Below are 13,533 nucleotides of genomic sequence, written 5' to 3' on the forward strand. Positions count from 1 at the left end.
GGAACCGCAGTGATGGCTGTGTTGGAGTACTGGCCTGCCCTCTTGCAGGGCCTGTGGGTCACCGTGTGGGTGTCGTTGTGCATCATCTTCGGTGCAGCATTCGGCTCGGTGATCCTCGGCGCCCTAAGGCTGTCCAAGTCGCCAGTGGTACGGGCGGCCACGATGCTCTTCATCGAGAGCGTTCGTGGCCCCTCGGCTCTGGTTCTCCTGTTCTGGGTATACTATGCGCTGCCGTTGATACCTGGAATGCCGCATCTTGGCCCCGTCACTGCGGCCATCCTCGTGCTGGCGCTTGATGCATCCGCGTATGGCGCCGAGATCGTCCGTGCCGGCATCGAGTCTGTGCATCGCGGGCAGGGCGACGCATGTCATGCGCTTGGGCTGAGCAATCTGCAGGGGTTCAGGAAGGTCGTTTTGCCGCAGGCGCTCTCGCAAATCGTGCCCGGTTTCGGCAGCCTGGCCAGGGGCATATTCAAGTGGACCGCCATCGTAAGCTTCATCGGCGTGCCGGACCTGCTCTATGTTGGAGGCTACATTCACGGCCAGACGTTCGAGACGGTCAGTGTCTTTTGCTTGATCGCAGCAATCTACTGGATCCTAACCCTTCTTTGCGCCGTTGTTTTTCGGTTCATTGAGCAGTTACTCCCGCTAAACCGTGCTTTGCGCGCTGCGCGTACATCGGTTCAGATCACATCCGAAGCGGCTGCACTTGCAGGAGTGGCTCAATGACATGGGATTGGAGCTATGTCCTGCAGATTTTGCCGGACATCATGACGGGCGTTTGGAACACCATTGTGGTAACGCTGGCGAGTTCGGCGATCGCCCTCTTAGGCGGGCTACTTCTTGCGATCATCGAGAGTGTAAGCACCACGTTCGGAAGATCCTTCGTGCGCTTCTGGCTCGAACTCTTCCGCGGCGTGCCGATTCTTGTGCTGCTCTATATCGGGTTCTATGTCCTACCAGGGCTCGGGCTCACGCTTCCAGCAATGCCCATTGGCATCGGCATATTGGGTATTGTCTACGCTGCGTACTGCTCGGAAGTTTATCGCGGTAGTCTCATCACCATTCCCGCCGAACTGCGGGACGCCTGCGTGGCGCTGCATTTGAGCTCCTACGTTACGTGGCGACGGGTGCTCGTTCCGTTGATGGTCAAACGGTCCGTACCAGCCCTGCTTAATTACGTCCTCGGTCTCTTTCGGGAAACCGCGTTGCTTTTTGCGATCGGGGTTCCGGTGCTGATGGGTGAAGCTCAGATAAAGGCCCAACTGAGCTTCCGCTATCTCGAGCCGTTCACCCTGGCGGGCCTCATCTATATCGGCATGAACTTGCCGTTCCTGTACTTCCTATCCAGATTCAAGGTCAAACATGCTTAGCACCACGAAATTTAGCCAGGCTGGACCATTCGCGCTCGGTGCCAGCGCAGCTTTCAATGAGTCACATGGAGCGGCTCCGAAGTCGCAACAGGCCACGTGGGCTATCGAATTCGAAAGGGTCTCGAAATCCTTCGGTGCTCACCGTGTGCTGGTCGATCTCGACCTGCAAGTGCGCCCCGGCGAAAAGGTCACGCTAATCGGCCCAAGCGGTTCTGGAAAGACGACTGTGCTGCGCTTGGCGATGACGCTCGAGAAGCCCACCAGCGGGGTTATTAGGGTCTTCGGGGAAAGCATCCTCTCTGATTCGGCGGGCAAGCAGCTTTCCCGCGCTCAGGAGGCGTGCATTCGGCGCCGATGCGGCATGGTCTTCCAGCAATTCAACCTGTTTCCGCATCTGACCGTGCTGCAGAACCTTGTCTTGGCCCCCACCACCGTGTTGGGATTGTCAAAAGAGCAGGCGCAGAACAGCGCGCTCGAATACCTTCGGATGGTAGGCTTGGAAAGCAAAGTGCATGCCTATCCTGCGCAGCTTTCGGGAGGTCAGCAACAGCGTATCGCGATCGCGCGCGCGCTGATCTTGAAACCTGAGATACTCCTGCTTGACGAAATCACCTCAGCGCTCGACCCCGAGCTCGCCGGAGAAGTGCTGGACGTGGTGCGAGGTATAGCGCACGAATCGAAGGTGACGTTGCTGATCGTCACACACGAGATGCGTTTCGCGCGTGAAATCTCCGATCGTATCGCCGTCTTCGATGCGGGCCGCATCATCGAGCAGGGCCCGCCCGATAAGATCTTCAGCAATCCCGAAAGCGAGCGCACGCGCGCATTCCTGCAGTCGGTTCTGAACCATTGAAAAGCCAATATAGCCGGCATGGCAAAACGAGCCCTCGACCTGCTGCACATCGAAAGTCGCCGAAGCTAGTGATCTACTCAGAGGATCAGGCAAGCTAACAGATCAGTTGACGCATGCCCCAGACGTCCAGCGCCGACGGCATGCGTGCTCGCTCCTGCGGCCGCAAAAATGAGAAGATCGGCAATGAGCAGTCATACTTCGACCATAGTGCCTCCGTGGCGAATTGGCGTCGACGTAGGTGGCACCTTCACCGACATGATCTTGCGCGACGCGGCCGGCCATGTTCGAGTTTTCAAGGCCCCGTCGATCACTGCCGATCCTAGCGAAGGCGTCCTGAACGTCTTGCGGCTGGCCTCGGCTGAGTTCGATCTGCCGCTTTCTGCTCTGCTGCGGGACTGCGCTTTGTTTGTCCACGGCTCGACGGTCGCCACCAACACGATCTTGGAAAAGAAGGGCGCGCGGGTCGCGATGCTGACCACCGAAGGCTTCCGTGATTCTTTGGAGATCCGCCGTGGCTTCCGCGAAAACCAATGGGACCACCGTACCCCGTATCCGCCCGTTTTAGTCCCACGCTATCTGCGCCAGCCTGTCCGCGGACGCGTCGCCGCCGATGGGACGGAGCTGACGCCTTTGGAGGTCGAGGACGTGACCAGGGCTGCTGCCTTGTTCAAGGAGGAAGAGGTCGAATCGGTCGCCGTTTGTCTGTTCAACAGCTTTCTCGACGGCAAACACGAGCGCGAAGCGCGCGAGGCTTTGGCACAGAGTTGGCGTGGCGATTGGATCTCGCTCTCGAGCGAGATCATGCCGACGATGGGCGAGTATGAGCGCGGCTCGACGGCCGTGGTGAATGCCTACGTTGCTCCCAAGGTCACGCGCTATCTCAGGGCCCTCGACGAGCGGCTCCGCGAGCTAGGCCTACCGCGTTCGCTCCTCATGTTGCAGAGCAACGGCGGAGCTGTCTCAGTAACTGAAGTCGCCAGCCGTCCGGTGATGCTCGTTTTGTCTGGACCCGCGGCGGCTGTTGGTGCCCTCAGGGGGTGCGCTCCATCGCAAGACTCTGCGAATTTCATCTCGATGGAGATCGGTGGCACGAGCTGCGACGTGATGGTGATGGCGCGAGGCGAAGTGCCGGTGAGCGATGAGCTGGTCATCGACGGCTATTATCTCATGACTCCGTCTGTGGAGATCCATACAGTTGGCGCTGGCGGCGGTACTATTGCCTGGGTCGACGCTGCTGGTCTGTTGAACGTCGGCCCGAAGGGGGCCGGCGCCCAGCCAGGGCCTGCAGCTTACGGACTGGGTGGTGAGGAACCAACGGTGACCGATGCACAGCTGGTGCTCGGACGATTGCGCCCGGGCAAGCTGGCAGGCGGTGCGGTATCGCTCGACGTCGACTTGGCGCGCCGCGCGATCGAGAACGAACTTGCTCGTCCACTGGGCCTTTCGATCGAAAATGCAGCCGCCGGCGTGATCCGCTTATTGGAGCAAAATTTGCTGCACGCGGTGGAGCGACTTAGTATTGAGCGCGGGCATGACCCCGCTCATTTCACGTTGGTCGCTGCGGGCGGCGCCGGCCCCATGCATGGCTCCGCCGTCGCGCGCGCTCTAGGATGCAAACAGGCCTTACTCCCGCGCGCCGCCGGAGCCTTCTGTGCCATGGGCACGTTGCAGTCCGATGTGCGGCAGGATTATCTGCAGGTCTTTGTCGCTGATCTGGACAAGGTCAATCACTCGGCCCTCGAGGCGGGATTTGCGCAGCTGGAGGCCAACGCCCGCGACGCCATGGCACGCCAAGGCTTCGCCGAGAAGAGCGCGATCCAGCGCGAGATTGATCTCCGCTACACGGGCCAGCAATGGCCCGTGCGCGTCGCCTTGAGGGCAAACCGTTTCGATCCCGCGGCGGCACGAAGGTCTTTCGACACTGAGCATCAGCGCCTATTTGGACACATTCAGCCCGGCGGCCTTCTCGAGATTACAGCGTTGCGCGTCGTCGCGCGCGGCAGTTTGGAGTGGTCACTCCCTCCGGCCCGGGCATCGCAAGAAAGGACTCCTACGCCTCGACAGAAACGTCCGGTTTGGATTGATTCGACGCATGAATGGCAGGAGGTCCCGGTCTACGACGGAGAGGATCTCCGACCCGACTGCAAGCTGCAAGGACCGCTGCTGATCGAAGAGCGAACGACCACTGCCCTTGTCGGCCCCAAAGACGTAGTCGAGGTCAACGCCGCCGACGACTTCCTGGTCCATATCGGAGTTGCGGAATGAATTTCGCCTTGGACCCCATTACGCTCGCACTGGTCCAGAACAGGTTGGATCATATCGCGCTTCAGATGGGCTGGGTGATGACGCGCACCGCGCGCTCTCCGATCCTCAGCCAAAGCCACGATTTCTCCTGCTTCATTACCGACGGCCGTGGAATCCTGATCAGTCAGGCGGACGGCCTCCCAATGCATACCGGCGGAGGCGGCTTCGCCGTTCGCGCGATTCTGCGTGACTTCAAGGATGCGATCGAGCCGGAAGACGTATTCCTCCTAAGCGATCCCTACACCGCCGGTGGCAATCACCTGCCCGACTGGGTCATCGCCTGTCCGGTCTTCGTAATGGGCAAGCTTGTAGCCTTTGCCTGCAATCGCGCCCACCAGGTCGACATCGGTGGCGGTGCTGCCGGCACATACAACTCGGCTGCCACAGAGATTTTTCATGAAGGCATCCGGCTCCCAGTATTGAAGTTGATCGAAGCGGGCCGTACGCGCGAGGACCTGTGGCGCCTGCTGTTGATCAACACGCGCATGCCCGAGGCACTCGATGGTGATGTGCGTGCCATGATCGGCTCGACCCGCATCGGCGCAGAGCGCCTCGCATTGCTGGTCGAGGAGGTGGGGGTGGATCATGCCATCGAGTTCTTCGAAGCGGTGCTCGCCCATGCCGACCGGCGCTTCCGGACTTCTTCGTCGCGCTTGCCTAGGGGGACCTGGAGAGCGGAAGAAACAGTCGACCACGATTGCTTTCAGCCAATCGACGGCCGGATAGTAGTGACACTGACCGTAAGCGACTCCGGCCTAGTCGTTGACTTCGACGGGACGTCACCTCAGATCCGCGGATTCAAGAACAGCTCAATCGCCAATAGCACGTCGGCAGTGTTTGTCGCGCTTGCCTCGTTTTTCGAAGCGGATCTGCCCAAGAACGAGGGCACATTCCGCAGTGTCGAGATCCGCCTCCCCGTGGGCACTCTGGTAAACGCGCGACCGCCGGCACCCATGACGATGAACACAGTATTCGTGGGATGGGAAATCATACATGCGGTCTGGAAGGCTCTCGGACAGATTGTGCCCGAGCGCGCCACCGCCGGCTGGTCGAAGGGGATCGGAACCATCACGGCTGGCCTGTATCCCGACGGCGATCGCTATGTCATGTACAATTGGGCTGGAGCGCCGGGCGGCGGCGCGGTTGAGGGCCGTGATGGCTTCAATTTGATCGGCGGCCCGATTACGCTAGGCGGGCTCCGTTTGCCTAATCTTGAGACCTACGAGCAACTCTATCCGGTGCGCTTCCGCCGCCAAGAGCTACGCTGTGACAGCGCCGGTCCCGGCCGCTTTCGCGGTGGAACCGGTTGCGACTTCGAGGTCGAGGTGTTCACGTCGGCCGACTATTCCTATCGGAATGAAGGCATCGGCGCGCCGTCGGGCTTCGGCTTTGCAGGAGGCAAGGCAGGCGCCAGCGGACAACTTACGCTTTCATTAGCCGAAGGCAGGACCGTCCAGGCCACAAAATACGGAGTCGAAAGGTACGGGCCCGCGACTTACCACGCGCTCACAACGGGCGGGGGCGGATATGGCAATCCGCGAACCCGCGATCCTTCACTCGTATTGCGCGATGTCCGCGATGGGGTTGTGAGCGTCGCGGCGGCCGAGCGAGAGTATGCCGTCGTCATTGCATCCGACGGACGCAGCATCGACGAGGCGCGCACACAAATACTTCGGGGAACATAATCCGCTTTCTGTCAATCGGGCTCGACGACAAGAAGATCTGCATTCCACCTAGTCCCTTTGAGCATTGTACCGGCCCCCTTCAGCAAACGGCAGAGTGCATAAGACCCCATGAAGCAAGATCCTCTGCGTTTCGGCATTATTGGCACCAGCAACATTGCTGACATCCCTCGCGCGCCGGCTTTGCAGCGCGTCGCCGGCGTCACCCTATGGAGCGTGCTGAGCCGAGAGCACGCCCGAGCAGAACAGTTCGCCCGAAAACACGGCGCAATGTCGCCGCATCCCGCTTACTCGGACTTGTCCGATTTCCTAAGCGACCCACAACTTCAAGCAGTCATAATAACGAGTCCCGACAATTTGCATGGTCAACACATCCTTCAACGTGCTCGTGCCGGAAAGCACGTCCTAGTCGAGAAGTCACTGGTGACATCTCACGAAGAAGGAGCTGAGATCATAAGCGCTTGCCGGAAGCGCGATGTTAAGCTGGGTGTGTCAATGCATCTGCGATGGCACGCCGCACATCGCAAGCTGCATCCACTTATATTGGAAGATGGGGTCCTCGGCAAGCTCCGCCACATCAGAATTTAGTGGACGGGCAAGGCACGAGGCAATTCGAACTGGAGAGCGCACCAAGAGCTCGGCCGCTGGTGGACTCTTGGCGCTTGAGGTCCGCACTGCTTTGATCTTCTGCGCTGGTTTGCCGATCACGACAAGCGCGTTCTTGAATGCCGGCGCAGTCTAATCAGTCGAAAGGCATGGGGCGGTCCTCATGACGAGACTGCGCTCATTGCGTTGCAGTACTCCGATAGCTTGACGGCGGAAATTACAACTTCGGTGTGGTTCAATTCACCATCACGCGTCGAAATATACGGCGACAAGGGATTTGCGATGTGTGAAGGCACATTGGGGGGACGCGGGGAAGGGACTATCTTGATCAATGGGCAAGCGCTCGAGTGCACACCAACCGTTCCTTTCGATGGAGAGATAGCAGATTTCGCTGCCGCTGTTCGCGAGGACCGCGAACCGGAAGTGCCGGCCTTGCAGGGCTTCGGGTTGTCACTGACATAATAGGAGGCCATCGAAGACGAAAAAGCCACCTGTGGCAGCGGACCATGAGCGCGGCATGCGGAACAGCGATCCTTTGGGGGCGCGCCGTCGGTCATGTCTCGCTTGCAGGCGACAAGGCAAAATAGGGATCCCGCCATGCTGGCAAGTTAGATTTAATTCAACATCACGACTTGGGAGTTTCCGATGCAATGGAGAGTAGGCAAAGTCAGGATCAGCAAGATTGTGGAATTCGAGACCGTCGGGTTGGTGGGGGACCTCCTGCCGCAAGCAGGGAACGAAGAAATTCGAAAGCTGCCTTGGCTCATTCCGCTTTTCGCGACCGAAGACGGCCGGTTGAAAATGTCGGTCCACGCGCTTGTGGTGGAAACACAGCAGCACCGCATCGTAGTCGACACTGGGATCGGCAATGACAAGGAAGGCCTTGGCGATCCAACCTGGAACAACCGCAAGGGATCATTCCTAGAAGATATCAAGGCCGCCGGCTTCCCGCCTGAGAGCATCGATACCGTGATCTGCACGCATCTGCATGTCGATCATGTCGGATGGAATACGCGGCTCAGGGGCGGCAAATGGGTGCCAACTTTTGACAATGCGCGTTACTTGTTCGGCCGGACCGAATATGAGCACTGGCGCAATCATAGCGACACTCCAGCCAAGCGCGCAGTGTTCAAGGACTCGGTGCAACCGATCATGGAAGCCGGCAAAGCCACGCTGATCGCAAGCGATGCGAGGATCACGGACGAGATCAGCCTAATCCCGACCCCGGGCCACAGCCCCGGTCATGTGAGCGTCCACATCAAGTCCGACGGCGAAGAGGCGGTCTTGATCGGCGACTCCGCACATCACCCTTGCCAGATGGCCCATGTCGACTGGTCAACGCCCTATGATACCGATCCTGTTCAAGCCGGTGCAACACGCCGGCAGCTATTTTCCCGCTTTGCAGACACTCCGACGCTTTTGATCGGCGGGCATTTCGATGGGGGCCATCTTCGCCGGGACGGCGGAGGGGCCTTCAAATTCGTGGCAGCGGCGTGAGCCGTCTCCCATGGATACGTCCTACGAGCGAGTTGAGCTAACGCCCTACCCATTCTCCATCCACGAGGGTGGAGTTTCGCTCGCCTCGCCCCCTCACGGCTCCGCCGATCCGCCACCTCCGCAGCGACACCGGAGGCCTCGATGCCGATAACGATCCCACGCGATCACGCGACCTCTCGGCAGCTTTTGACGAAACGCGGATGCGAAGGTTGATTGTGCTCGACGGTTAGGAAGCCGATGCAGCTTCGACATCTGCCTCATGGCCGCGTCGGTAGATCGCAACGACCACCGGCATAGGCCGAAACTCAGTACCTAACAATTCAAAGCAGAGATCGCCTGCAACAAGCGGCCTAGCGTGACCGTTGTAGAGCTGGCACATTTGGCTATGCCTGCCCAATCTCGGAGACGATCGGGCCGAAAAGTGTTGCGAGTTCGGTTCACCTGAACTATTAATGACGCATCAAATATGTTGTTCTTAGATCCGGGCGGACACCATGACTGCGAGCAACCATCCCGCGGGGAATTTTTCCAGCAACTCTCCAGACACTCGGCCGTTGCCTAATTTATCAGTTCTTCGGGGCTTGCCGAGCCAACTTGGCGTCGATGCGCTCGTTGTCATGAGTCCGGAGAACTTCACCTACACGGCCAACGTGCTCCTTTTTAGTCTCGGAACAATTAGAGGTCGGCACGCATTCGCAATTCTGCCCGCAAACAGAGAGCCCCTCGCGCTGGTGAATACCGTTGAGTATTGGCAGATGTGCGCCGAGAGCTGGATTAAGGACATCCGCTCGTATCAAGAGTTCGTCGACTACCCTGGCGATGCCTTGGCAGACGCTCTCATCGACATCGGTTTGAAGCGTGGCACTATTGGTATCGATCTCGAATATGTGCCTGCCGCGTTGCATGCGCGCCTTGCAGTCAAACTACCCGACGTACAGTTTGTTGACATCGGGAAAAATATCGCCGCAATACGTGCGGTTAAATCTAAGGACGAAATCAACATCATTGAACATGCGGCCCGCCAGACACACCAAGCCGCACTGGATGCAATGACCCGTGCCAGCTTGGGCGAGACTGAGCGGACAATGGCAAACAGAATAGTAGACGGTATTACGAATAGTGGTGCGGACAAGCTATCTCACCTAATTTTCGCGAGTGGTGAGCGCACCTCTGCTATCCATGGCTTTCCGACCGAGCGCGTGCCAAAAAAAAGCGAAATTATTCGATTCGATATAGGCGGCAGATATGGCGCTTGGAGCAGTGATTTCGCTCGGACCTACTCGACTGGTGAGCCTACATTGCTTCAGCAAGAGACCTATCGGAAACTGTGGGAGATATACACGTCGACCATCAAAATGTTTCGCGCAGGCATGGCAACGGAAGAACCCTACTTCTTCTACATGGAGCAGGTCAAGAAAGCTGGGCTGAATGGACAGCCGTGGCTTGGTCATAGCTTTGGAGTTGAAACTCACGAGTATCCAATGGTTCGGCCGGGCGAGAAAGCAAAGATAGAAGTCGGAATGGTTTTCAACATTGAGCCCTATGTCAGGGATAGTACCGGGATGACATATGAGTTCGAGGACAGCTTCGTGATCACCGAACAGGGGCCCCGCTTACTGACTTTGGGATTTCCGCCTCCAGAGATACCGGCCATCGGCCAGCCGATCGAAGGCTAAGACGAACTGCTTTGCTGCCAAGGGCCGTTCGCTCTCATGACATTCCCCAGACGTTGGTGGATCGGATAAGGCCCACTTTAGGTGCTGGCCTGGTTGGGCTCGCGCTTCGCTGCGCGCAAGAACATCTGGGGGTAACGCCGGGCGCGCTGCGCGGTCGTCGTGGTATCGTCAATCAAAAGCAATAGCGGCGGCACATGCCGGCCGTGGCGTTGTGGGACGCTTCATCAGCGCGGCAACCGCAAGTTAAACCTTCCCGGATGGGCCGGTGATAGGCGTTTTAGACAGGTACGGAGATCTCCCAACTGGGAGTTCACGCCAAGCTCGCTTAGTCAAGAGAGTTTCGTTCCTACGCTGAACCGAGAATCTAACCCTGCAAGACGAAAAAGATCGCGCAGCGATATCGCGAAGTCCGGAAACGGATTTCAGAGCGTTGGCATGGCTCTTTCTAGTTCGTGTGGCAACAATCGCTCCTGACACAACTCGTACTCATTCATATGACTGAACTTCTAGACAAGTTGCGGCACACGACGTTGCCCCCGAAGCACATGTTTTGCGATCGTGGAAGAATTCCTAGCCCGAGGAGCTGCCCTTCGCCTCGCTCGACATAGGCTCGCGGTCCTAAGCCGTCTTCGACGCAGAATTCCGACCGTAAATTGGCCGTGGTGGCTCGTAGAATCACATTCCGGAATGCAAACCTGATCACCGACGACCGGGTCGGATACCGGAATCGCCGCGTTCGAACGGCGTGGCCTTCTTCAGATCTTCGCGGGGGGGCGATTACCGGCGAGCAGCTCGCGTTCGAGGGCGGCCCGCTCCTCTTCCGAGAAACCTGCGGCGGCCAGCACTTCATTGGTATGCTCGCCAAGCCGCGGCGCGTGTCGGCGCAACTTCCAGGATCCTCCGTCGAATCGGATGGGGCTGCGCCAAAGGCGGTAACGTCCTTCTGTCGGGTGGTCCTCTTGCTGAAAGAGCCCCACGTCCTTCAGATGCGGATCGGTCCAGAGATCGTCCAGCGAAGCTATCGGCGCGCACGGGATGTCGTGAGCCTCGCAGAACGAGAGCCACTCGGCGGTCGACTTCTGTCGAGCGGCCTTTTCCACATACTGGTAAAGCTCGTCGATATGCTGGGCGCGGTCGGCGAGGGTGCGGAACCGCGCGTCCTCTAAGACCTCGCGATAACCAGCGAACGTCAAGAAGTCATGCCAGTTGCGGTCTGAGTAGGGCAGAAGGCAGGCATAGCCATCTGCGGTGCGGAACGGTTTACGCATCGGGCTCATGTTGCGCGCCCAGCCGATGGGTCCCATCGGGGGTTCGAACGCAGCGCAGGCGAGATTTTCGGCGAGGTTGAAGGCGACCATGGTTTCGAACATCGGCACCTCGACCTCGCACCCTTGCCCATGCGCTAGCCGCTGATAGCACGCCGCCAGGATCGCCGCAGCTGCGGCCTGTCCGACGATCTTGTCGCAGATCATCGAAGGAACATATTGCGGCTCGCCGCGCACGCGCCGGAAGAGGTCGGCAATTCCGGAGCCCGCTTGGATCACGTCATCGTAGGCGGGACGCTCGGCATAGGCCCCCCCCGCCCCGTAGCCGTAGATTTTGCAGACCACCACCGAGGAGTTCACCGTCTTCATTTGCTCGAACGTTGCGCCAAGTCGCTTCGCGACGTTCGGCCGGAAGTTGTGCAGAATCACATCGAATTCTGCTGCGAGCCGCTGAAAGGCAGCTCGGCCAGCGTCCGATTTCAGATCCAGCACGATGCTACGCTTATTTCGATGTAGGCCTAGAAACATGCCGCTCATTGCGCCGGACCGCTGCGGACGGTAATAGCGCAGCTGGTCACCGGCCGGCGCCTCTAGCTTGACTACGTCGGCTCCCATGTCCGCAAGCAGGTGTGACGCGTAGGGGCCCATTACGACGGTGCTCAGATCGAGAATGCGCAGGCCGCGGAGTGGGCCGCCCGGAGCGCCGCTTGTGCTTTCGTGGGTGTTGTTGGTCATGCTGACGAAGTTGGTTGAGTCGTCCCATTCTGCTAAGATCTTCACCGGGGTAAAATACCTTTTTGGGGCACGATCAAGATGATCTGCATATGGTTGCGACCCATATCGCAAAGGTATGGATATGGCACAAAAATGGTATTTCACAGTCTGGGCCGCACACCCTCTTAGTTCGTCTTCGAGACCTAAGTACCCGTGCCATGCACGGCCCAATCTCAAATAGTAGGAGACATACATGGAAGTTCGGCCCAGGCCCTGTCCCTTGCTTGGCCGTACTGCATTTCGCTTGTCGGCGTGAAGCAGGACTGAACCGCCGTCCAGAAACGAGCATTGGCATCGACGGCCGCTCAGGCGGTTTGATTCCTCCCTAACACGTAGCTCACAGGCATGATCGATCTTCTCAATAACCTGCGGCTCGCGGTACTGCCGGCCCAAGCCGAAACCTTCCGCCGCGAAGTGAAGGAGTTTCTCACCAGCGAGCTGCCGGACTCGCCGCCTGATGTGCGCTCGCGCTCCTGGGTTGCTTTCGACGCGGCATTCAGTCGTAAGTTAGCTGCTCGCGGTTGGGTCGGCGTCACCTTACCGAAGCGTTACGGCGGCGCCGAACTCGATGCGTTCCGCCGCTTTGTGCTAGTTGAGGAGCTGCTTGCCGTAGGGGCCCCCGTGGGGGCCCACTGGATCGCTGACCGCCAGAGCGGTCCACTTATCTTGAACTTCGGCTCGGACGACCAGAAGAACAATTATCTGCCGCGCATCTGCCGTGGGGAGATATTCTTCTGCATCGGCATGAGCGAGCCGAACTCCGGGTCCGACCTTGCCAGTGTAAGAACCCGTGCAGTGCGGACGGACAAAGGCTGGCGTCTAAACGGGCGCAAGATCTGGACGACGAACGGCCACAGGTGCGACTACACAATCGCACTGGTCCGGACCTCGGGCACCTCGGCCGACCGACACGCCGGCCTCTCGCAATTTATCGTTGATCTGCGGCTTCCAGGAATCACCGTGCGTCCCATCGTGGACCTGACCGGCGATGCCCATTTCAGCGAAATGTTCTTCGACGACGTGGAGCTTGCCGACAATGCCCTTGTCGGCAACGAAGGAGAGGGATGGAAGCAGGTCAATGCGGAGCTAGCTTTCGAACGCAGTGGCCCGGAGCGCCTATACTCCAGCGTCGTGCTGCTGGACCTTTGGTTGCAGTACCTGCGCGATGCAGGCGCCTCCGATCTGCATCTAGAACAAGTCGGCCGGTTCGCTGCCCACCTCGCGACTTTGCGCCAGATGTCAATCTCAGTGACCGCCAAGCTCGCAGCGGGCGAAAGCCCGGTTGTGGAGGCTGCGCTTGTAAAGGACATCGGGACCGAATTCGAGCAGTTGGTTCCATCGGTGATCGAAGCTGCCATTGGCGACGATCCGGCAAACCCATGTCCGGCGGAATTGTTACGGACCGCCGCCTACTTGAGCCACATCGCTCCGACGTTCTCGCTTCGCGGCGGCACCCGAGAAATCCTACGCGGCATTATCGCGCGCGGCCTAGGCCTGCGCTGA

11 protein-coding genes are annotated in these 13,533 nt (G+C 59.0%); 10 read left to right on the forward strand and 1 reads right to left on the reverse strand.

Going from position 1 to position 13,533, the window contains the following annotated elements; genetic code table 11:
* The first annotated feature begins 12 nt into the window (after window positions 1–12).
* The 9 genes from XH93_RS09645 (at window position 13) to XH93_RS09680 (ending at window position 9,991) form a co-directional block, all read left to right on the forward strand.
* Entirely contained in the window at window positions 13–729 is a 717-nt protein-coding gene (locus XH93_RS09645; protein ID WP_194473314.1) for an amino acid ABC transporter permease, read from the forward strand.
* Complete coding sequence (locus tag XH93_RS09650; RefSeq protein ID WP_194473315.1) at window positions 726–1,373, forward strand: amino acid ABC transporter permease; 648 nt, start codon at window positions 726–728, stop codon at window positions 1,371–1,373. Before XH93_RS09645 ends, XH93_RS09650 begins: the two co-directional genes overlap by 4 nt.
* On the forward strand, window positions 1,366–2,226 hold the full coding sequence (locus XH93_RS09655) for an amino acid ABC transporter ATP-binding protein (protein WP_194473316.1): 861 nt from the start codon (window positions 1,366–1,368) through the stop codon (window positions 2,224–2,226). The genes XH93_RS09650 and XH93_RS09655 overlap by 8 nt, the downstream gene beginning before the upstream one ends.
* A gap of 183 nt (window positions 2,227–2,409) precedes the next feature.
* Entirely contained in the window at window positions 2,410–4,491 is a 2,082-nt protein-coding gene (locus tag XH93_RS09660; protein ID WP_194473317.1) for a hydantoinase/oxoprolinase family protein, read from the forward strand.
* A complete protein-coding gene (locus XH93_RS09665; RefSeq protein WP_194473318.1) occupies window positions 4,488–6,215 on the forward strand; it encodes a hydantoinase B/oxoprolinase family protein in 1,728 nt (575 codons plus the stop codon). Before XH93_RS09660 ends, XH93_RS09665 begins: the two co-directional genes overlap by 4 nt.
* Window positions 6,216–6,323: 108 nt before the next feature.
* The gene (locus XH93_RS42960; protein WP_194473319.1) at window positions 6,324–6,800 is read left to right on the forward strand and encodes a Gfo/Idh/MocA family protein; all 477 of its coding nucleotides are present in this window, start codon (window positions 6,324–6,326) and stop codon (window positions 6,798–6,800) included.
* Between the two features lie 99 nt (window positions 6,801–6,899).
* Window positions 6,900–7,280, forward strand: a complete 381-nt coding sequence (locus tag XH93_RS42965; RefSeq protein WP_371815105.1) for a hypothetical protein — start codon at window positions 6,900–6,902, stop codon at window positions 7,278–7,280.
* Between the two features lie 183 nt (window positions 7,281–7,463).
* Window positions 7,464–8,315: an MBL fold metallo-hydrolase gene (locus tag XH93_RS09675; RefSeq protein ID WP_194473320.1), complete on the forward strand. Its 852-nt coding sequence runs from the start codon at window positions 7,464–7,466 to the stop codon at window positions 8,313–8,315.
* 494 nt (window positions 8,316–8,809) lie between these two features.
* Entirely contained in the window at window positions 8,810–9,991 is a 1,182-nt protein-coding gene (locus XH93_RS09680; RefSeq protein ID WP_194473321.1) for a Xaa-Pro peptidase family protein, read from the forward strand.
* Between the two features lie 755 nt (window positions 9,992–10,746).
* Here the strand turns inward: XH93_RS09680 and XH93_RS09685 are convergent.
* Entirely contained in the window at window positions 10,747–12,036 is a 1,290-nt protein-coding gene (locus XH93_RS09685; protein ID WP_246799544.1) for a CaiB/BaiF CoA-transferase family protein, read from the reverse strand.
* Window positions 12,037–12,375: 339 nt separating this feature from the next.
* Between XH93_RS09685 and XH93_RS09690 the strand changes: the two genes are divergently transcribed.
* Window positions 12,376–13,533, forward strand: coding sequence for an acyl-CoA dehydrogenase family protein (locus tag XH93_RS09690; RefSeq protein WP_194473322.1), 1,158 nt, complete (start codon window positions 12,376–12,378; stop codon window positions 13,531–13,533).

Origin of the sequence: Bradyrhizobium sp. CCBAU 51753, from assembly GCF_015291565.1 — a bacterium.
Taxonomy (GTDB): domain Bacteria; phylum Pseudomonadota; class Alphaproteobacteria; order Rhizobiales; family Xanthobacteraceae; genus Bradyrhizobium; species Bradyrhizobium ivorense.

What these genes read in the sequence shown, in the direction of transcription:
- XH93_RS42960 (WP_194473319.1), top strand. Translation starts at nt 6,324, where the DNA reads ATGAAGCAAGATCCTCTGCGTTTCGGCATTATTGGCACCAGCAACATT.
- XH93_RS09675 (WP_194473320.1), top strand. Translation starts at nt 7,464, where the DNA reads ATGCAATGGAGAGTAGGCAAAGTCAGGATCAGCAAGATTGTGGAATTC.
- XH93_RS09650 (WP_194473315.1), top strand. Translation starts at nt 726, where the DNA reads ATGACATGGGATTGGAGCTATGTCCTGCAGATTTTGCCGGACATCATG.
- XH93_RS09680 (WP_194473321.1), top strand. Translation starts at nt 8,810, where the DNA reads ATGACTGCGAGCAACCATCCCGCGGGGAATTTTTCCAGCAACTCTCCA.
- XH93_RS09655 (WP_194473316.1), top strand. Translation starts at nt 1,366, where the DNA reads ATGCTTAGCACCACGAAATTTAGCCAGGCTGGACCATTCGCGCTCGGT.
- XH93_RS09690 (WP_194473322.1), top strand. Translation starts at nt 12,376, where the DNA reads ATGATCGATCTTCTCAATAACCTGCGGCTCGCGGTACTGCCGGCCCAA.
- XH93_RS09665 (WP_194473318.1), top strand. Translation starts at nt 4,488, where the DNA reads ATGAATTTCGCCTTGGACCCCATTACGCTCGCACTGGTCCAGAACAGG.
- XH93_RS09660 (WP_194473317.1), top strand. Translation starts at nt 2,410, where the DNA reads ATGAGCAGTCATACTTCGACCATAGTGCCTCCGTGGCGAATTGGCGTC.
- XH93_RS09645 (WP_194473314.1), top strand. Translation starts at nt 13, where the DNA reads ATGGCTGTGTTGGAGTACTGGCCTGCCCTCTTGCAGGGCCTGTGGGTC.